At 60.2% G+C, this 19,432-nt stretch carries 14 protein-coding genes; 9 read left to right on the top strand and 5 right to left on the bottom strand.

Annotated features, from left to right (window positions below; translation table 11 throughout):
* Positions 1-32 precede the first annotated feature (32 nt).
* Complete coding sequence (locus tag ACM6HV_RS14155) at positions 33-1,073, bottom strand: Ldh family oxidoreductase (protein WP_414904499.1); 1,041 nt, start codon at positions 1,071-1,073, stop codon at positions 33-35.
* A 233-nt stretch (positions 1,074-1,306) separates the two neighbouring features.
* On the opposite strand from ACM6HV_RS14155, the gene ACM6HV_RS14150 reads away from it, so the two are divergent.
* A complete protein-coding gene (locus ACM6HV_RS14150) occupies positions 1,307-6,124 on the top strand; it encodes a hypothetical protein (RefSeq protein ID WP_414904498.1) in 4,818 nt (1,605 codons plus the stop codon).
* Positions 6,125-6,178: 54 nt separating this feature from the next.
* Here the strand turns inward: ACM6HV_RS14150 and ACM6HV_RS14145 are convergent, their stop codons facing one another.
* Positions 6,179-6,448 (bottom strand): PepSY domain-containing protein, encoded by a 270-nt coding sequence (locus tag ACM6HV_RS14145; protein WP_007961867.1) that lies wholly within the window; start codon positions 6,446-6,448, stop codon positions 6,179-6,181.
* Between the two features lie 152 nt (positions 6,449-6,600).
* On the opposite strand from ACM6HV_RS14145, the gene ACM6HV_RS14140 reads away from it, so the two are divergent.
* Positions 6,601-7,602 carry a FecR family protein gene (locus tag ACM6HV_RS14140; protein ID WP_414904497.1) on the top strand — a complete coding sequence of 334 codons (1,002 nt, stop codon included), beginning with the start codon at positions 6,601-6,603 and terminating at the stop codon, positions 7,600-7,602.
* An 89-nt stretch (positions 7,603-7,691) separates the two neighbouring features.
* Here the strand turns inward: ACM6HV_RS14140 and ACM6HV_RS14135 are convergent, their stop codons facing one another.
* Positions 7,692-10,037 carry an acylase gene (locus ACM6HV_RS14135; RefSeq protein WP_414904496.1) on the bottom strand — a complete coding sequence of 782 codons (2,346 nt, stop codon included), beginning with the start codon at positions 10,035-10,037 and terminating at the stop codon, positions 7,692-7,694.
* A gap of 288 nt (positions 10,038-10,325) precedes the next feature.
* Between ACM6HV_RS14135 and ACM6HV_RS14130 the strand changes: the two genes are divergently transcribed.
* Positions 10,326-10,703 carry a fe2+ zn2+ uptake regulation protein gene (locus ACM6HV_RS14130; RefSeq protein WP_047294218.1) on the top strand — a complete coding sequence of 126 codons (378 nt, stop codon included), beginning with the start codon at positions 10,326-10,328 and terminating at the stop codon, positions 10,701-10,703.
* 18 nt (positions 10,704-10,721) lie between these two features.
* Here the strand turns inward: ACM6HV_RS14130 and ACM6HV_RS14125 are convergent, their stop codons facing one another.
* Positions 10,722-10,910 carry a hypothetical protein gene (locus tag ACM6HV_RS14125; RefSeq protein ID WP_041067099.1) on the bottom strand — a complete coding sequence of 63 codons (189 nt, stop codon included), beginning with the start codon at positions 10,908-10,910 and terminating at the stop codon, positions 10,722-10,724.
* Between the two features lie 157 nt (positions 10,911-11,067).
* Here ACM6HV_RS14125 and ACM6HV_RS14120 point away from each other — a divergent pair, with 157 nt between their 5' ends.
* The 6 genes from ACM6HV_RS14120 (at position 11,068) to ACM6HV_RS14095 (ending at position 18,515) form a co-directional block, all read left to right on the top strand.
* Positions 11,068-11,205, top strand: a complete 138-nt coding sequence (locus tag ACM6HV_RS14120) for a hypothetical protein (protein ID WP_177327908.1) — start codon at positions 11,068-11,070, stop codon at positions 11,203-11,205.
* A gap of 248 nt (positions 11,206-11,453) precedes the next feature.
* A complete protein-coding gene (locus ACM6HV_RS14115) occupies positions 11,454-12,719 on the top strand; it encodes an MFS transporter (protein ID WP_414904495.1) in 1,266 nt (421 codons plus the stop codon).
* Positions 12,719-13,849, top strand: a complete 1,131-nt coding sequence (locus ACM6HV_RS14110) for an acyl-protein synthase (protein WP_414904494.1) — start codon at positions 12,719-12,721, stop codon at positions 13,847-13,849. The genes ACM6HV_RS14115 and ACM6HV_RS14110 overlap by 1 nt, the downstream gene beginning before the upstream one ends.
* Position 13,850: 1 nt before the next feature.
* The gene (locus ACM6HV_RS14105; RefSeq protein WP_414904493.1) at positions 13,851-16,253 is read left to right on the top strand and encodes an acyl-CoA reductase; all 2,403 of its coding nucleotides are present in this window, start codon (positions 13,851-13,853) and stop codon (positions 16,251-16,253) included.
* Positions 16,254-16,302: 49 nt separating this feature from the next.
* Complete coding sequence (locus ACM6HV_RS14100) at positions 16,303-17,592, top strand: phenylacetate--CoA ligase family protein (RefSeq protein WP_414904492.1); 1,290 nt, start codon at positions 16,303-16,305, stop codon at positions 17,590-17,592.
* Positions 17,592-18,515, top strand: a complete 924-nt coding sequence (locus tag ACM6HV_RS14095; protein ID WP_414904491.1) for a GNAT family N-acetyltransferase — start codon at positions 17,592-17,594, stop codon at positions 18,513-18,515. The genes ACM6HV_RS14100 and ACM6HV_RS14095 overlap by 1 nt, the downstream gene beginning before the upstream one ends.
* 42 nt (positions 18,516-18,557) lie before the next feature.
* On the opposite strand, the gene ACM6HV_RS14090 is transcribed toward ACM6HV_RS14095, so the two are convergent.
* Positions 18,558-19,085, bottom strand: a complete 528-nt coding sequence (locus ACM6HV_RS14090) for a hypothetical protein (protein WP_041067079.1) — start codon at positions 19,083-19,085, stop codon at positions 18,558-18,560.
* Positions 19,086-19,432: the final 347 nt, after the last annotated feature.

Genomic DNA, 19,432 nt, shown 5'->3' with positions numbered 1-19,432 from the left:
CAAGCTCCCTCGCCGCATCGGTTATCTGACCATTATTCCCCCGCCAGCGCTCGCAACTGCGCCAGCGTCTGCTCATCCAGCACGATCCCTTCGGTCGTTGATCGCGCGCGCTGTAAATGCCGACGATCGCCCGGCAAACGTTTCAACCCCACGCCGTGCATCTGCCGCACCAGCTCTTCGCTGCGCTCGGCAAACGGTTGCCCGGCAGCCTTGCTCGGGTCGATGACGATCAGCAACTGTCCGGTCCACGGTGTTTTGGCCCCGGGATGGTTCGACCAGTCGAATTCGAAAGAAAAATGCCCGCCCGTCAACGCCGCCGCCAGCAGCTCGACCATCATCGACAGCGCCGAACCTTTGTGGCCGCCAAACGGCAACAGTGCGCCGCCCTCTAGAATGGCCTTCGGATCCTGCGTCGCCTGACCCAAGCCGTCCACACCCATTCCGGCAGGCAGCCGTTCGCCCTTGCGTGCGGCAATCTGCACGTCGCCGTGAGCTATGGCGCTGGTCGCCAGATCAAACACGATCGGTGCTCCGCCGGCCCGGGGCGCGGCAAAGGCAATCGGGTTGGTGCCGAACAGCGGTCTGTCGGCGCCATGGGGCACCACGCAGGTCATGCTGTTGACCACGCTGAGCGCCACCAGGCCTTCCTCGGCGAACGGTTCGACGTCCGGCCAGAGCGCCGCAAAGTGATGGGAATTGCGAATCGCCAATACGGCGATCCCGGCGTTGCGCGCCTTTTCCACCAGCAGCGACCGGGCAGCGGCCAGCGCCGGCTGGGCAAAACCATTGCCGGCATCGACTCGCACAAAACCGGAGGCCACGTCCTCGACCACCGGCACCGCCTGACCATTGACCCAGCCACTGTTGAGGGTCGAGACATAACCGGGGATACGGAACACGCCATGACTGTGTGCCCCGTCACGCTCGGCACCGGCGCAGTTGGCAGCCAGGGTGCGGGCGACGGACGCCGACGTACCATGGCGCAGAAAAACCTTTTCAAGCAATTGCGTCAACGCTTCGAGCGAAAGTGTGGACGCAGCGAGGGAAGACAGAGGTTCGTGTGGCGCAGACATCTGAAGCTCCAGACTAATTATTGGAGGGAACAACAGCGTACGAATATCCAGCCCACCGATTAACCACGTCAGACACGGGTGCTGTCAACCGTTGCGGTGAAGGCGTGTCGCAGCAAGCACACGGCGCTGCCGCTGGTGCGGTAACCATGTACCACCCGCGTCATCTGGCCGGTCATTAGTCTCGAGTCTCAATTTACCGGTGCACCGGACGGTGCCCTGAACGAGACCCGATGATGCCTGCTCCCCTGCCTCCCCTGCTGTTCCTGTCCTTTCTCGATTCCCCCGCATTGTGGCGTGAACTCGGCAATGTCCATCGCTTGTCCAACGCTGATTTCCAGTGGCTGAGCCACGTGCAACTGGCCACCCACACACTGCGCAGTCAGCAAACCCCGCCCATGCTTGCCCATCGAATCCTGCTCAACACCGACGATACGCCTGCGGTGCCTCTGGCCGGCAGCTTCATACTCAGTGCCACCCCCGATGATCGCGGCGTCATGTTGTACACCCCCTTCGACGGGCTGAAAAAACATGCCAGCCTCGCCAGCCTGACCGCACACCTGGAAGAGCGCCTGAACCGTGTCACCGAAGATGATCGGCTGCTGGCATTGCTCGCCCTGTCACAACGCAAACGGCTGGTTGAGCGACGCGCGGTCAGCGTGTCCTACCAGCTTGTCGAAGGCGATATCTTCGAAGATCAACGCGCTGCCGTCGAACAGTGCCTGCGACTCAACGCTCAGGCAATGCTCGATGAATTGATGCAACTGCCCGAACTGGAAAGCCTGCTCCAGAGCACACTCGACGCACTCCTGACGCCGACCATGCATGGCGTCGACCAGACCCGCACACGCGCGAACCATTACACAGCCGCCGCAGCAAGCGGCCCGGCATCGAGCGACCGTCCTTCACTGGGCGGGTTTGAAGCGCTGTCACTTGGCGATGCGCTGCTATTGCACTATCGCCACGCCGGCTGGCCGATTGGCCAGACCCATGAGTTTTCGCACCCGGACCGGACAGTCCAGGCCAGTGATCAGCAACACTGGGAAACAGCCATCACCACGGCTTCGGGCAAACTGCTGGTATTGCTGTATCAGCAAATGGAGCGCTATTGGAATGGGCCCAGCGCTGGCGGGAGCCCGCGGCGCAGCGTATTTGCGCAAAGCATTCGACAGCAGGCGCTGGCTGACTTTTTGCTCAAACGCGAGGCTGGCATTATCGAGCAGCACACCTTCGACAGCCTGCTGACCTCGTTGGGTTTCAGCGACGGTCCGGCACGCCGCGCGACGCTGGAAACCGTGCGCTTGTGGGAGCATCAGGCAAACTTCGTGGAGCTGGCCGGCGCGTTGATGATCAGCCATTCCGACAGTTGCCTGTATACCCCGACCCACGGTTTGCAGGTGCTCAGGGATTACGAAGATCTTAAAGCCATGCTGCTCAGCAAATTTGCCAGCCCCGGGCACGAAGACGAACTCTACGGTCTGTTGAATCTCGACGAGCGGCAACGCTTCCTCGGTTTCGACAAGCCGCAGGTTTCCGGCCAATCGATTGCCGGAGATGTTTTCAGCGTGCTGCTCGAGTTGATCATCACCAAGCAGCGACAGAACATCGACTATGCCCTGCAGTGGTATCGGCACAGCGACGGCGCCGTGGATATTCGCGCACTGTTCGACAAGGCCCTGGACATCCGTTCGATGCTCCACGAGCGGCTTGAGACCCTGGATGCCCACGGGCGCTGGAGCACCCGGCCGATGCTCACCGGCAACCAATTACCTTCAAGGGTGCTGGCGGACACCGCCGCGGGCGAAGTGCGCAAGTTCGGCAGCATCATGCCCACCCTCGCCGCCGACTTCGCCGCCCAACCGCTGACCGTCACGGCGCTGCAGCGCACCTACCTGCAAGGAATCGCCGCGAAGCTGGCGCACGCCCTGTCTGTCGGTATCACAGGTGAAGCACGGTTGAGAGTCCTGAACGGAACGCTGAGCCGCCATGAGCAAGCGCTGGTCGACACCGTGTTCAATCCGGATCAACCGGATCGCAGCCGCCGCAGGGCACTCAACGGGTTTCAGCCGGATGCCTGGTCATTGACATTGCAGGTCGCCGGGCAAAGCGAAATGCTGCCGCTGGCCAACTGCGTCCTGCTCACGGAACGCGGTGGCCGCGATACCCAGCACTCAGGACGCGCGATGGTGTGGACACCAGCACTGGGCCTGGAAGTCTTCCGCTCGATCAAGCATGCCAGACAGGTTTTGGACCAGCGACTGGCGGATCCGCAAAAACGCCTGACGCTGTTGGAAAACCTTTCCCCCCGTCACCAAGGGTTCCATCAACGCTACACGTTGGGACAGTGGCAGCTGATCAGCCGCAGTGTCCTGCTGGATCGGACCGAGTCGGCGATCGAACATTTTCTCCAGCGCTGTGAACAGGTACGGGGCCGTCAATGGCCAAAGCCGCGGGAAACTCAAATCCTCAGGACGCTGAGTGAGCAAGTCGTGGAGACCAACCTGCAGCGCGCCACCGCTCTGGCGCGGTCGATCGGCAAACAGCATTCGTTGCCTGCCTGGCTGGGCATGGCCACGCTTGAAGCGCAGCAGTTGCATCTGGAGCTGCTGGAACAGTGGCGCCACAGCGTCATTGACGATCAGGATTATCTCCACGCGCTGCCAACCGTGCGTGACTACATCAGGCAGACCCTTCAAACGCTGTTGAGAACCCGCTTGCAGAAGCAGGATCTCGACCCCGAACAGATCACCATCACCCCGGTACAGACGCTGATCGGGTCTGCGATGAGCCTGACCGATTTCGCCTTGAACCATGCGCATCTCGCACAGAGCACGGCATTCACCCTCAGCTCGGGTACCGACCGGGCGCTGCCGACAGGGCTTGACCCGCAAGCCGTCAGGAGCCTGCTGCTGTCCCTGAACGTTGCAACGACGTTTGCCGATAAAATCACCACGGCGTTGTCCGCCAGTGACGTCGCCGCTGAACAACGCAAGCAGCGTTTCCTCCGCCAACTGCCTTGGCAATTGCTGCAGCATGCCCATCAGTTAAAACTGCAACAGCGCTTGTCGCCGAAGGCCTTCGGCTTGATTGCTCAGGTGTTCGACATGCCCGACGCCGTGGCCCGCGCGACCGTGCAAGGGGCCGATGCCATTGCTCGGCCGCTGGCGCTGATCAAGACCGCCGGGGCTGCAGCGGTCAAGGCGTTGGGCCTGTACTTGATCGGACCTGCAGGAAAACCCGGTCCCCAAGTGTTGTATGCGCCCTACCATGGTGAATGCGCATTCAGTGAATTCGAGGATGAGGCGTCAGTCATCGCCGCGCTGAATACGCCGGGCTCACTGCAGGACTTGTTGCTGCGCCGCTTGCCGGAAACTCAACGTTCGATCTTCAGCGCGTTGTTCAACGCAAGCAGTGGCCAGGCGAGCGAGATGACCCTGGCCACCACCCCGGTCAACGGTAACTGGTTGCTGCAGTTGTTCGACGACAACCTGGCCTTGCTGCCACGCTTGCTGAGCGGCCATTCGATGCCGTCGGCGCAGACGGACTGGGACGCCGCGAAGCACCTGTTCAGTTCAGGCATCCAGTTGGTCCGGGGCGTGCTGCCGGGCAAACTCGCCTGTGCGCAGTTTCTCTGGCAAAGCTACAAGGATTTCAAGGGCTCGGCCGAAGCGTTGCAGGATCACCACTGGAAACGTGCACTGGAAACCTTTACCGCCGGCGCAGCGGAAATGATCAGTCTCGGGCGGCTGGCTCTGGAGTCACGTCTGGAATCTCAAGAGGCGGTGCCGCCGCAGCCAACCTCGCCGAGCGCCCCAGTCCTTGCGCAGACCAAGCCGACCGATCCGCAGCGCACCGCGTTGCAGGCATTCGAAACCTCGAAGATCGCCCTCAAGGATCTGACCCATAATGCTGCCGAGGGCACGTATCAGGACCTGAACACCAGAGCGACCTACGCCCCCATTGCCGGCAAAGTCTATCCCGTGGAGCGGCCGGGAGTCGTCTGGCAAATCAAGGGCGCCGGCCAGCCAGGTCCGGTGTTGCAGCACACCGCTTCGCGGCAGCTGGTGCTGGATCCGGATCGCCATACCGTGCATTTCGGCAAGGCCTTGTCGAAGATGGTCAACCATTACACCACCCGTCGCCAGGCCCGGTACATGCTGAATATCGAAGCGCAAGGCATGGAAGAAATCCGCGCCCGCCATCCGGAAAAAGCACTCATGTTGATCGAGGCAATTGATCTGGCCCGGCATTACGCGTTCAACAGCCTGCACAATCTTGTTCAGCTAAGAAACGATGTACCGGGCACCCGCCTCGATACTTTTCTCAAGTCGTTTTTTGACGTGCAACGGATCGATGCCGACATGCTCCACAAGTTGAAGCTGTCCATCGTGCCGATCTGTAATGCACTGGTCGATCCAACAGAAGACCTGTTGAATACTCGTCGCTTTGTGGTCGGCTCGAACAGACAGCCCGACTCGGGTGTAATCGCCTTTGTACTGGATGGCGATTTACTCAAGAAAGTCCATTTCACCGAAAAATTCTTCAATCAAGAACTGGAGTGGTACAACACCGGGCTGACCGAGCCCTTCAATGTCGAAGGGCATGCACGGGCCGCGACGCTCATCCACGAGTTTTCCCATCAGTTCAGCAAGACCATCGACATTGCTTCGCTGGAAGCGCGGCGCCCGTTTGCTGATCTGATTGCTACGGTGACCGGTAACGGAGCTTCCCGCAAACAGTTGCAGACACGTTTTCAACGCGAAGCTCTGTCACTGTCTACCCCCCGTGAAGAGCTGTTCTCGCGCTGGAGCCATGAACGTCAGGAGTGGCTGGATATCGACATGATTGAAGGCATGAATCATGTACGCAAGGAAATTCTCAAGACCACGCGTACCACGAATCTGGATGACGCGCGGACGGCTTTTCTCAACCCTTCCAACCCGACTCCACGCATCGACACGATATTGCGCAATGCCGATTCGATCGCCTTTCTGATCTGTGAAATGGGCCGCCAGCTCGATCCGGTGACTCAAGCTCAAGAAGGGCTCGACTGAAACAAAAAAAATGCGCAGGCGGTTGGCCTGCGCATTGGTTATCGCGGGGCAAGGTCAGTCTTTCTGGTCGCGCAATACATTGCCCGAGGCACCATCGATACGGAATTCATACACCGAACCATCGGCCTTGCGTCCCTCACCTTTCCAGTAGCCGTCATTGTCGGCCTCGATTTCATAGACTTCGACGTAACCGGCCTTGGTTTTCACGATCTCGATAGCCTTTTCGATGGTGACCCAGCCCGCACCGGGACGGTCAGCCATGGCAGCACCGGCACTGAACAAGGCGGCGGTGGCGATTGCAGCGGCCAAGGTTTTTTTGATCATTTTTTCACTCCATTTGTGGATGATGTTCGTCTAACGTCCTGTTTTTGGGCGCCACACGGAAAAATAAGTTCCACTTTGATGGGCAATTGCCATGACGGATGTTCTCGGCACCCGACCCGCAAGGTTAGAATGCAGCAAATCAGGACGAGTCAATGACCCAAGAATCCCTCTCGGAAGCCGAATACGATGCAATCACCGATGCCGCCGCGCACTGGTGCATGCGTCTGCACGCCGTAGACTGCTCCACCGAGGAGCGTCTGGCTTTCGAGCAATGGCGCGATGCGCATCCGCTGCATGCGTTCGAATATGACGCCATGCTGGAAATCTGGGACGTTGCCGAGCACTTGCCCCGTCCGCAGGCGCTGCCGAATGTACCGCTGAATAAAGCGGTTCCCGCCTGGCGTCGCTATGCAATTGCAGCGAGCGTGTGCGCACTGGCCTTGCCACTGGCCGCGTACGGTGGCTGGAATCTGGGCTGGTTGCCCAACAGCTATCAGCACTTCGAAGCCACCGACAATGTCCGTCAAGTTACCTTGAACGATGGCAGTCAAGTCGAACTCAACCTCAACACCGAGCTGACTTTCAGCAATTACAAGGACGAACGCCGAGTCACCCTGAAAAAAGGCGAGGCGTTTTTCGAAGTCAGTCATGACCTCTCCCACCCGTTCGTGGTCAGGGCCGGCGAAGGCAAGATCCGCGTGACCGGCACCCGCTTCAATGTCTGGCTCTACGAAGATCAGGTGCGGGTCAATCTGATCGAAGGCTCGGTGCTGGTAACCAGCAACGCCGCACTGCCCGGCGACGGTCTGCGCCTTGGGCCCGCCATGCAGGCGCAGTACCGGCATGGCGACTACATGCCACAGATCAGTCAGACCTACGCCAACGACAATGCTCTGGCCTGGCGCAGTGGCAAACTGGTGCTCGACAACCTGGCACTGAATGAGGCCTTGCCGCTGATCAATCGCTATCTGAGCAAACCGTTGAAACTGGCTGACGCCAGTACCGGCGCCATCCGTGTCGGCGGTGTCTACAACGTCAAAGAACTCGGCGGCCTCGTCAACACCCTGCCCAAGGTGTTGCCGGTCTACCTGACCCGTAATACCGAGGGTGATCCGGTAATCAATTCGATGCCGCGGCAGCCGCCGAAAACCTGAAACCCGACACCACCTGCCAGAGTGAACTCAGCGCAATAAAAAGCCGCTGTCCCCATTCAGGGAGCAGCGGCTTTTTCGTTCAGGCTGACTTACCGCGCAACCACCTCAGCGCTCTTGCCCGCCACTTCGCGAACAGTCTGCAGTTGATACTGCGGATCGGCAGCAATCTGCTGCTCAGTGAACGGCAACACGCTCCACTGCTTTTTCGAAAACGCCTCGGTCTGATCCCGGGAATATTTCGACTCGGGGTCACTCGACAGCGAGAACGCCAGCAGCCCTTGAGCATGCGGACCGTTGTCGTCAAAGCTCACCACTTGCAGATAACTGGTACCGCTGATCACTTCGAGTTTGCCGTCTTCACGCGGCACGCTCTGGATCGCGTTGTAGATTCCCAGCGTCCCGGGCCCGCCGTGGATCGCAGTTTGTCGAGCGCCGCTGCTCACCACTTGAATATCGCCCCAGCGGGTTTCAGGTTTGAGCCCCATTTTCTGCGCGGTGGCGGCCGACGCCAGCAGCGCTTCACGCAGGGCCTTGCTCACGGTCGGTTGCTCGATCGCCAACCCGCGTGGCGTATGTTGCGGGTCTTTTGGATCGAACGGCACGCGCCAGACATCCGGCGACGCTTGCAACGCCTGCATGATGTTCTGGAAATGCACCAGACCGATGCCCGAATCCAGATTCGCCCGGCCATCCCAGCCCTTGAGGCTGAGGCAAACCGGCCTCAACGCCGCCGCGTCCGCCCCCAGATCCGCAGCGCAAAACTTCAACAGATCGGGCAGCACCTGGGTTGCCAGATAGACGTTGTCGTCCATCACCATCTGCTGCAGATCCTTGACCGCCAGCGGCCCCTTTTTGCCCAGCGCACTCAGACGCTCCAGCGCAAATCGTGATCGCAGCCCCAGTGGTTGGCCGTCCTGACTGATCAGTGGCGAGAACCCGGTCAGCGGTTGTGCCGGGTTGGCCAGCCACGCGGAATCGTTGGAGTGCTGAACGAAGTCCCTGCGCAACAGTTGCGGCAGCTGGCTGGCGGCATAGATGCCCTTCTGCGCCGCTTGCGGATCGGTATCCCAGGCGCAAGCGCTGTTGGAACCGTCGAGCACAATCATCTGCAAGCCGATGCGCGGGTCGCTGCACTTGGCCAGTTTGTCGGCGCTGACGTTCGGCACCACCGACAGGTTCATGTACAGCGTTTGCCCCTTGTCATCCACGGCCAGCGTGTTGACCCACGGGATGCCCTGAATCTTGTGCACCGAATCCTGCAGGGCTTTGAGGCTTGATGCCTGGTTCATCGCGTACCACTGCGTCAGCACGCGATCATTGTCCAGATTGGCGTCGCGCAGGCTGTAAGCGTACTGATGATCCCAGTCGAGTTTGCCCGGCCACTGTACGATCGGGCCGAACTGCGAGCTGTAGACATCGCGCGAAACCGGCACCACTTGGCCATCCGCCTGTTTGACCTGCACGGTAACGGTCTGCTTGCTCAGCGGCAACGATTTACCGTCGAGCAGGTAGCGGGTCGGGTCTTTCGGGTCGAGTTGCAGGCGATACAAAGTGAAGTGTTTGGATGAATCGACCGTGTGGGTCCAGGCCAGATGCTGGTTGAAACCGATGTTGATCATCGGCAGCCCCGGCAAGGCGGCGCCCATGACGTCGAGTTTGCCGGGGATGGTCAGGTGCATCTGGTAAAAGCGCATGCCGCCGACCCACGGGAAATGCGGGTTGGCCAGCAACATGCCGCGTCCGTTGAATGAGCGTTCACTGCCGACCGCCACGGCGTTGCTGCCGCGATCCAGGGCGAAGCGCTGCAGGCGCGCGTCCGCCAACCGATAGGCCTGTGCATGGCTGTCGAACTGAGCCGTGGCCTGCGGCGGGGTCGCGCCCGCCAGGGCTTCGGCGAACTGCCCGACACCGCCCTCGACCAACAAGCGCCGAGTGAGCTTCACCAGATCTTCGGCAGCGATATCGCGCACCCACTCGCCCTGACACTGTTGCGGCAGACCTTGCTCGCGGCGTTCGGCCAAATAGCGGTTGTAGCCGGCGGCATAACCTTCCACCAGATCGTGCACCTGCGCCGGTTGCGCGTCCCAGAAGGCTTTCACCGCTTCGGAGGTGTTGAGCCAAGTGAAGAACAGGTCGCTGACGCGATTCTCGCGTTGTTCGACAGTGAACTGCTCCGGCCCGAAATAGCGCGAGCGCTGACCGTTGACCGTGACAATCTCGTTGGCCAGCAAGCACAGGTTGTCCTGCGCGTAGGCGTAACCGATGCCGAAACCCAGCCCGCGCTCGTTCTCGGCGCGGATGTGCGGTACGCCAAACGCGGTGCGGCGGATATCGGCACTGGCTGGCGTGGCGGGACTGAATGCATGGGCCGACAGACTGAGCCCGAGAAACGCGCTGGCGAGGGCCAGCCCGGTTAACTGCCTGGAAATAATCACACTCGCTCCTGATCGATAGGACACGGTTCGACGCGTGCTTTGCGCAAGCTTCGAACTCGGTCTGAAGTTGACGCCTGCGCCTGGGCGCAAGGTGGCTGTTCAGAAAACGAATGCAGTAAAAAAATATTTAGCCCGTTTGCCCAAGGGACAAACCGCCGATGACGGGAAAACAACGAATAACCGACAAAATTTCTACATATTTCCTTTCATGATTTGTCCTGCTGAAACGTCTTGTTTACTGAGAGCAGCCAAAACGTTTCCTGAACAGGCTCTGCAAAGGAGTAACCCATGTACAACTCGCAACTACCAACGGACGGTAGCCAGGCGTCACAAGGAGCTTCCATGAGTCCCCGCGCGAGCAGTTTCGCACCCAGCCCCGAACGCCAGGGCAATGAGCGCATTCGCCTGCTGCTCAAAAGCTTCGGTCTGCGTACCAGCCTGATTCGCCTGAAGGTCATCGACGCGCTGTTGGTCGCCGCGCAAAACGATCGACGCCTGGGCGTGCGCGGTGTGCACAGCCAATTGCTGGACCTGGATATTCCGTTGTCCTTTCTCAGCGTGCGCGAAGTGTTGAAGCGTCTGTGTGCCGAAGGTGTGGTCACCTTCAACCCGGACAAGAGTTACAGCCTGCATCCACAGGCTGCTGCCGTGCTCAATCACGATTGAAGCGTCCCGCGATCGCCGTCAGGGTTTGACCTTGCGGCGCATCACCCCGTTGATCACCACCACGACCACCGCCACACCGATGGCGATGTACTGGAACGTCTTCTCGCTGATCATCCCGGCATTTTGCAGCCACGACAGGCCGAGCATGATCGCCAGCACCGACAGCGCGATCAGTATCGAATATTTCAAACGTTGCTTCTGGGTCATTGCGGGTTCCTGAACCTTTCAAATGTATCCGGTTTGTATCCGGTTGCATGCCATGCACATACCGTGTTGCGGGGATGGGCTTTGATAAACGCGGTCTCATGTTACAGCCGATGAAGAGTTTTGGCTTCATGACGGCGTAACCATGAGGATTTTTGAAATGTTCCGTCGAATCACCTGGCTGATTCCCGTCCTTGCCGTGCTGACCTTGAGCGGCTGCATCATTTTCCCCCACGGCGGCTGGCATGACGACCACCATCGGTACCAGGAAGGTCCCGGTTATTACCAACATCGATAGGCGATGTCTCCCCGGATAAACGTTAAAAACTGTGTTCCCGGAACGAACGCGCCTGCTGAATAGCAGGCGCTTTCTGCCTCTAATCTGACCTGCGCGTGTAAGACCCTGATCAAGCTTTTGTAAGACTCTTCGAGCTGCAACGTTTTGCGCTTTTTTGATATTTCTGCTTATACCTTCCTGGTGTAATTCCCCCTCCTCACCGCCCTACCCTCTGCGCTCCTGATGCCTAACCACGAGCACACCCGCGCATGCAACGAACACTTATCGATATCAGCCCCGGACAAGCCCTCGGCTTCTGTCTGGCCGTCTCCCTGTTTGAACTGCTGACCTACATGGCCAGCGACCTGATCATGCCGGCAATGCTGGCCGTTACCCTGGAATTCGAAGCAGACGCGCGGCATGTTCCCTACGCATTCAATCTGTACCTGATCGGTGGTGTCTGCCTGCAATGGCTGATGGGGCCACTCTCCGACCGTTTTGGCCGGCGGCGGCTGCTGTTGAGCGGGTGCCTGTTGTTCGGCGTGGCCTGTGCCGCGACCTTTGGCTCCACCAGCATTGAGGCGTTCAACCTGCTGCGGCTGATGCAGGGGATGGGCCTTGGCTTCGTCGTTGCCGTCAGTTATCCGGCCCTGCAGGAAGTTTTCCGTGAAGCGGATGCCGTGCGCTTGATGGCACTGCTGGGCAATGTGGCCTTGCTGTCGCCGCTGCTCGGGCCATTGCTTGGCAGCCTGCTGCTCGAATGGCTGAGCTGGCGGACGCTGTTTCTCGGCCTGGGCCTGGCGGCGGCTATTGCCTGGCTGGGGCTGTATGTCTGCATGCCCGAGACAATCGGCGTCATGCGCAACGACGGCCAACAACAGGCACCCGTTGCGTTCAACGCACGGCAAATTGGGCAGCGCTATCTGACGCTGCTCGGCAACCGCCACTTCCTGTACGCCAGCTTCGCACTGGGCTTGATGAGCCTGCCCCTGATTGCCTGGATCGGGCTGTCGCCGCTGCTGCTGATGCAGTTGCTGGGCCTGTGCTCGCGCGAATACGGGCTGTGGCAAGTCCCGATCTTCGGCGCCGTGATTGTCGGCAATCTGATCCTTGATCGTTTGCTCGCCAGCCACTCGTTGACCCGGGTCATTCGCATTGCGCTATGGCCACTGTGCCTGGGCCTGATCGCATTGATCGGCACAGCCCTGTCCAGCGCTGCGCTGCCGCTGTTGATTGCCAGCCTGTCGCTATATGCCATTGGCCTGGGCATGAGCAATGCAGCGCTGTACCGGTTGGCACTCTTCGCCAGCGATGACAGCAAGGGCCTGGTTTCCGCGACCATCGGCATGCTCTCGATTGTCGTAATGGGCACGGGCGGTTCGCTGATAGCCGCTGTTGGCGGTGCCGACAGTCTCGAGGGTTTCGCCCTGTGCGCGGCACTCGCTGGCTTGCTGTGCCTGCCGCTGATCCAGCGTTTTGTGCACTTGTCGAAGCCACTCAACCTTGCACCGGCTTCACCTGAGGAGGCCCGCTAATGCACCTTTTCCCTCACAGTGACGCACTCTGTGCATCCACGGCCGCCTACTGTGCGGACTCGTTGGCGCCCGGTCTGTTTGATCGGGCCATGCTCGAAATCACGGGTTTTCACATCGAACAGACCCCAGGTTATGAGCATTGGCTAAACGCCAATGGCATTGCAGCCAAAGACCTCGAAACCCTGGAGGACTGGTCGCACCTGCCGCCGATTTTCGCCAATTTCTTCAAACAGCATTTGCTGCTCAGCCCCACTGGCGCGGACGCGCTGGAACTGACGTCCTCCGGCACCAGCGGGCAAAAAAGCCGCATGCGTTATGACGCGCGCAGCCTGGGTGCGGCACAGTACATGGTCGAGCGGATCTTTGCGCAGTACGGCTGGATTACACCGCATACGCCCTGCAATTACCTGTTGCTGAGCTACGAACCCCAGGCGCGAATCACCTTGGGCACATCGTTCACCGATCAGTTTCTGTGTGGCTTTGCCCCCGTCAATCGGGTGGTGTATGCGCTACGGGCCGACGGTGACGGTCATCGGTTCGATCTGTTCGGCGTGATCACGGCCCTGCAAGCGTTTGCTGAAGAAGGTTTGCCGGTGCGCATCTTCGGTTTCCCGGCTTTTCTATGGGAAACCCTGCAACGCATGCGCGCCACCGGCGCGACGGATCTGCAACTGCCGGCCGGGTCGCTGGCGTTCTTTGGTGGCGGCTGGAAAACCCGTGCCGCCGAAGAAGTCCCCAAGCAACAGTTGTACGCACGGATCCAGCAGCAATTGGGCATGGATGCCAAAGACTGTCGCGATGGCTACGGCGCCGTCGAGCACGCGGTGCCTTACATCGAGTGTGCCCACCACCATTTTCATGTGCCGGTCTATTCGAAAGTGTACGTACGCAGCCCCGTGGACTTTTCGGTCCTGCCCTATGGGCAGTGCGGTCTGCTCAGTCTGGTCTCGCCTTACATCTCGTCAAGTCCCGCCCACGCGGTGGTCATGAGCGACCTCGCCACGCTGTATCCCGCTGCAAGTTGCGGTTGTGGTCTGGCGAGCGACTGGTTCCAGTTGCATGGCCGCGCCGGCACGACGGCCGCGAGGAGCTGCGCCATGGCCGCTTCCGAATTCCTGAGGAAACTCTGATATGTACTTGATCAACGGAAAACTGCGCTGCGACTGCGATCTCGACAGTGCGCTGCAACAACTTTACCCGCAACTTCCAAATCAGCTGCAGACCCCCCTTGAGACCTCCACTTTACTGACCGCTGCGCAGGCGTTCGCCGAATGCCTGCAGCATCAACCTCCGGAGCTGTCACTCGACACCAGCCAGCGCCAAACCCTGATCGACTTTTGCCAGCCTGCGACGCTGCAGGCCAAGCTTGATCATGAGTTGGGCCTGCGACCCGATTCCCTGCGCCGCATCGACTATCGGCAGTCGCGTTTCGAGCGCTGGAGCCCTCTGGGACTGGTGGTTCACATCACGCCGGCCAACGCGCCGCTGTTGGCGTTCTGTGCAGTCCTGGAAGGTCTGTTGAGCGGCAACGTCAACTGGCTGCGGCCCAGCAGCAGCGACGGCGGACTCACTGCGCGCCTGCTCCAGAAATTGCTGGAATGTGACCCGAGCGGGCAACTCGCTGGTTACGTCGCGGTGTTGCCGACAACGAACGGACAAATCGGTCACCTGTGCAGACACGCCAACGGGGTCTCCGCCTGGGGCGGCGAAAGCGCGTTGCAAGCCATCCGCCTGCAGATCCCGCCAGGCTGTCGCTGGATCGACTGGGGTCACCGCATCAGCTTCGCCTACCTGACCCCGGATGCGGTATCGCCCGCCGTCCTCGATGCCATTGTCGATGAAGTCTGCCGCCTCGATCAGCAAGCCTGCTCCAGCCCACAATGGTTGCTGGTGGACAGCGACGATGTGAGCGAATTGAACGATATCGGGGCGCAACTGGCTGCCGCGTTCGAGCGTCGCACCGGGCACTGGCCGGCGCTCACCCCGACGCTCGAAGAAGCCTCACAAATCACCACCAGTACGGCGATGGCGCGGCTGGCGCAGAGTTTTGCCGGGCAGACCGGCCGGGTCTGGAGTACGCCGCACTGGCGGGTGATCTGGAGCCATGACCGTCAGCTCGAACCTTCTGCGCTGTTTCGCAGCCTGCTGCTCAAACCCCTGCCCCGCGAACTGCTCGGCGCTACGTTGTCGCCGTGGCGCAACGTACTGCAGAGCTGTGCCTTGCTGTGTCCTGAGGCGCAAATCGCTGAACTGGCGCAGACGCTGATCGCCGCCGGTGTGACCCGCATCGCCCCGATTGAAGCCATCCACGACGGCTACGACGGCGAACCCCATGACGGTGTTTACGCCCTGCAGCGCTTGAGCCGTCGCGTGTCGGTCAGCCTGCCGCCGGACGCGCTGGCGAGGTGTGCCACGCTTGACCGCCAGCCTCCTGCGCCAGCGCTATCAGGGGTGTCGATCATGGACAAGGCGACATTTGCAAGTCAGCCAGCGAACGCCAAGGCGCAACTGTACTTTCGGTCCGGCGGCAGCAGCGGTACACCCACACTTTCCGCTTTCAGTTACCAAGATTTCCAGCTTCAGATGCGTGCCACCGCCGACGGCCTGCTCGCGGCCGGCCTCGATCCGGCGCAAGACAACATCATGAACCTGTTCTTCAGCGGCGGGCTGTACGGCGGGTTTTCAAGTTTTGCCAAGGCGCTGGAACAACTGGAGGCCCGACACTGGCCGATGGGCGCTCCAGCGGATGACGATTACCGGGAGATCGCGCAACTGATCGTGCAACAACGGATCACGGTGCTGATCGGCATGCCCAGCACCGTGCACCGGTTGTTTCTCAATGAACAGCAGACGCTGCAGCGCTATGGCGCCATCGACAAGGTCTTTCTCGGTGGCGAGCACGTAAGCGCGCCCACCCGCGAGTTGTTGCAAAGCTGCGGAGTCAGGCTGATCCGGTCGGCGATTTACGGCAGTGTCGATGCCGGTCCGCTCGGCCATGCCTGCCAGGCCACGGCAGACGGCGTGTTCCACCTGATGAGCGATATCCAGCACCTGGAAATCGTCCATTTCGATCAGGACGCGCCGGTCGATCACGGTGAGTCGGGGCGTCTGTTGGTGACCTCCCGGGCGCGTCAGGGCCAGTCCGTGCAGCGCTATGACATCGGTGACAGCGGACGCTGGCTATCCGGCCCATGTCCCTGCGGTCTGACCTCACCGCGCTTCGAGCTGCTGCAACGGCATGGCAAATTGCTGCGCATCGCCACTGACTTCATCTCGCTGGCAACGCTGGCGCAGCGCCTGCAAGCACCGTTTCAACTGATCCTCGACCACGGCCCAGACGGCCGGGAACGCATGCGACTGCGCAGCCCTCTGGAGCCGGCTCAGGCCCATCTTCAACTGCAGGGCTATCAGACGCTGAGCACACTGGTGCAGACCGGACTGCTCACCGTGGACGTCGAGCAATGCGCCGTTGCGCAATTCGTCCGCAACAGACACAGCGGCAAGACACCGTCCGTGATTGATTCACGCCGCTGAAGACGGGCGCCTGCTGGCGCCCCACCGCTCCTTTCCCTATGAAACCACCATGAATACCACCACAGATTTGAATTCCTTGCTCGATTTTGCCCGCCGACATTCGCCTTATTACCGTGAACACTTCAAGGACGTTGCAGATCCCGTCAGCAGCTTGAACGAGCTGCCCCTGGTCGATCCCGGGCAGTACTGGCACGGCAGCCAGTCCCTGCAGCAGTGGTCGCCGTTGACCGGCCCGACCGCGGATGCGCTGGTGTTCCAGACCGGGGGGACCACCGGTTCAGGCAAACTGTCGCTGTTCACCCGCGGCGAATGGCAAACCCTGACGCGCGATTTCGGCAACCAGCTCACGGCACAACTGAACCCCGGCGACCGGGTCGCCAATCTGTTCTTCGTCGGTGACCTGTATGCCAGCTTCATTTTCGTCCACGATGCCCTGGCACATGTCGAGACGCCCGTCAGCGAGTTCCCGTTCACCGGGGCCGTCGATAGCGCCATACTGGCCAAGTCGATCGTGGCGAACCGGATCAACGTGCTGGCTGGCGTGCCGGCGCAACTGTTGAAATTTGCCGCCTGGCTCGAGCGTCGGTCGCAGGTTCTGGAGGGCGTCGAAACCCTGCTCTACGGCGGCGAGAGCCTGTTCGGCGCACAGCTGCAAGTGCTGCGCCGGGTGCTTCCGAACGCGCGTATCGCCTCCATCGGTTACGCCAGCGTCGATGCCGGACTGATCGGCGTCAGCACTCGCGATTGCACTCTGGGCGAACACCGGATGCTGGAGCGCCACAGCGTGCTGGAGATCATCGATGAGGTGAGCGGCGCAGTCATCGAAGAATGCGACCGTAACGGCAAACTGGTCATGACCAATCTGACCCGTCGCCTGATGCCCGTCATCCGCTATCCCGTCGGCGATCTGGCGTGCTGGCGTGAACCACCCGGCACGCCCATGCGCAAATTCGCGCTGATGGGACGCAGCATGAGCAGCCAGCGCGTGCGGGTGGGCGTTTTGAGTCTGGACATGCGTGACATTGGCGACCTGGTGCAAAGCCTCGGTACCAGCGCCGACTGGCAATTGGTCATCGAGCAGCAGGGAAAAAAAGACCTGCTGAGTCTCAGATGGGTACCCGACAGGCATATGCAGGATATCGCCCAGGCCAGCGCAAACCTGCGCAGCACGTTGATCGAGCAATATCCGTTGATCGAGAAGCTGCACGGCGAGCAATTGCTCGATCTGCGTGTGATCGCCTGCGCCAGCGATGAACTGACGTGTCATCCACGTTCCGGCAAGCATCAGCGGGTTGTGGACCGGCGCGACTATCAGACTCCGTGCGAGCAGCAAGCCTGATGGCCAAGACAATTCTGCGGCGTTATCGCATCACCGACGCACCGGCAGTCAATGGTCTGTTCGAAGCCATTTACGGCACTCGTTATCCTCAACCGCATGTGTATCTGCCGTGCATGATCAATCAGAATCACAGTGACGGACGCTGGCACTCGCTGGTGGCGGAGGTGAACGAGCAGATTCGCGGGCATGCCACCCTGTTTCGCCGGTCTGGCAGATCCTCACTGGCAGAACTGGCACTGACGGTGGTACATCCGGATGCCCGCGGGCAGAACATCGCCACACAGTTGGGCCAGCAATTGCTGATTCATGCCCAGGCACTGGATTGCCGGGGCGTCACCATCAAGCAGGTCACGCACCATCCGTACACTCAGCGTATGGCCGCCAGTCTCGGCTTTCACAGCTGCGGTCTGTTGCCGGATTACGCCTCTTCGCCCTTCGATGGGCAGGGCCGAGAGACGATCATTGTCGGCCACTACGACATCGAGGGCTTTCAACGCCCGCTGCCCGCGCTGGTCTGGCCAACGGATTGCGGCGAATTGATGTCGCATCTGGAGGGGGCGTTTGGTACCACCGACAAAGCCGCGCTCTGGAGAGGCCCGAAGGTCCATGTCGAACACGCCTGGGGGCGCTATGACATCGTGCTGAAGGAACTCGATGACAACCTGCTCAGGCAACTTGAGCGACTGCCGGTGCAATGGCTGGTTTCGCTAAGGCTCAGGCTCGCCCAGGGTTTTCCCGCCGCAATGGGCCAACTTGCCGATGTAGGTTTCGCTTTCACCGGGATCGTCCCCGATGAGCGTAGCGAGGGCTGGCTGGCGCTGTTTCATCGCGGCTACCAGCCGTCAGCGCTGACATTGCACTGTCCGCACATGCAACGCTTGCACGACCAAGCCCGACAGGTCGGGCAAATGTACCGAGGCTAAAAAAACGGCCCGCCCACAAAATGGGCGGGCCGTTTTCAAGATTCAGGCCTTGGCTTTGACGCCTTGATCCACCGGTTTCGGCGCGTTGCCTTCACCGTAGGTTTTCAGGTTTTGCAGCACGTAGATCGCCTTTTTGAATTCGGGGATCAGGTTCTTGCCGTAAGCGTTGCCATTGAGGCCATTGCTCTGGATCGCGTCGAGCTGGGTGGCGAAATATTCCAGTGCGTTGAATTTGGCATCGACGTCTTTGGTCACGCCGAACCGGTCGAACTTGTCGCCGGCATTGAGCAAAGTGAACGAGGTGATCTCGGAGATCAGCCCGCGGCTGCGCAGGAAAACGCTCAGATTGCCCAGTTGTTTGACCGAAGTGTTCGACGGGTCGAAGCCCTTGATGTTCTTGCGCAGGCCCTGCTTGTCCATTTCTGCGGTGTTCAGCGCGTTCGGATCGTTGCCGACCATGGTCAGCATCTGCTGCACCTTGACGCTTTGATTCACCTGCTTTTTCGCGCCCGTATTGCGAACCAGCACCCCTGCCTTGCTTTCCCAACCACCGACAATGCCGATCGTCATGAGAAGACTCCCTGTGAAATAACCATGAAATGTCCTTGGTGACACTTTGAATGACGCGAAGTATCTACCGGCCAACTAGTGGCACCAACCCTTTTAGTGCAGTCGCTTACAATTTCTGTACATTCTCGATACAAATCACCGCAAGCTCACTATCACGGGGCTTCATGGCAGTTTGACGATGGCTGGCGATGCTTTTTTCGTATCGGTTAAACAGGCGGTCAATTCATTTGTATCAGGGTCGATACGCCCCTTCTGTCAGCCCGAAACTTTCTTGCACGAAAGTACCTAAAGCTTCCCCCTTCGCCGACGATACGCTGGTGTAACCCCGCCGTTTCTCCCTCGACCCC

It is taken from the genome of Pseudomonas sp. IT-P260, assembly GCF_949768395.1.
GTDB lineage: Bacteria > Pseudomonadota > Gammaproteobacteria > Pseudomonadales > Pseudomonadaceae > Aquipseudomonas > Aquipseudomonas parakoreensis.
Note: the sequence above shows the minus strand (reverse complement) of the source record. Positions and strands in the feature narration are given on the sequence as shown.